This is a genomic window from Vibrio sp. IB15, from assembly GCF_016406055.1.
In the GTDB taxonomy this organism is placed as follows: domain Bacteria; phylum Pseudomonadota; class Gammaproteobacteria; order Enterobacterales; family Vibrionaceae; genus Vibrio; species Vibrio chagasii.
Map to the genome: position 1 here is coordinate 1 of NZ_JAEFCE010000163.1, position 683 is coordinate 683.

Below are 683 nucleotides of genomic sequence, written 5' to 3' on the forward strand. Positions count from 1 at the left end.
AGGGATATGAGTTGGCTAAGTCTCTTGATCAGCTCGACTTGTGATCAAGAGACAGGCCTATTGGCTGGGTTTTTTATTGCCTTAATAATAGGTTGGTGCATTCCTTAGCTACTTTCATTTCAGTACTATTACCATAGTGTAATAGTATTTTGTTATCTTTGGTTATTATTACTTAATTGATATGTGGCTATAATGTCCTCTTACCGCGGTAGGTAAAGATTTTCTCGTTTATGTATTGAGGAGGGCTTATGGCCGTAGGATGGGCTGGAGACGACAGTGTCAGCCAGCAAATACAAAACACCATCGATGATGAGATCTCTCGTGTAAGAGGGAACCTAGGAGGTGGTGAGAGTTTGCGTTATTGTGATGAGTGTGGCGACGAGATACCAGAACAAAGACGACTCGCGATAAAAGGCGTTCGTTTGTGTATCGAATGTCAGTCATTATTAGAGCATGACGCACATCGACATTCATTGTTTAACCGTCGAGCAAGTAAAGATAGTCAATTACGTTAAACTGACGGATATCTTCAAAATAGATAAGGCCTTACTTTTATGTAAGGCCTTTTAGTTTTATTAAATGGTTTATTATTGAAGATATACGGAAATAACCATCGCTCTTGTTTAGAACGGCGTTGTTGATCAAATCAGCTTGAAGGTCAACGACACCATATGTGACTCACC

General features: G+C 39.8%; 1 protein-coding gene. It reads left to right on the top strand.

The features are described 5' to 3' along the window. The first annotated feature begins 248 nt into the window (after nt 1-248). Nucleotides 249-515: a DksA/TraR family C4-type zinc finger protein gene (locus JC606_RS23260; protein WP_137409008.1), complete on the top strand. Its 267-nt coding sequence runs from the start codon at nt 249-251 to the stop codon at nt 513-515. Nucleotides 516-683 lie beyond the last annotated feature (168 nt).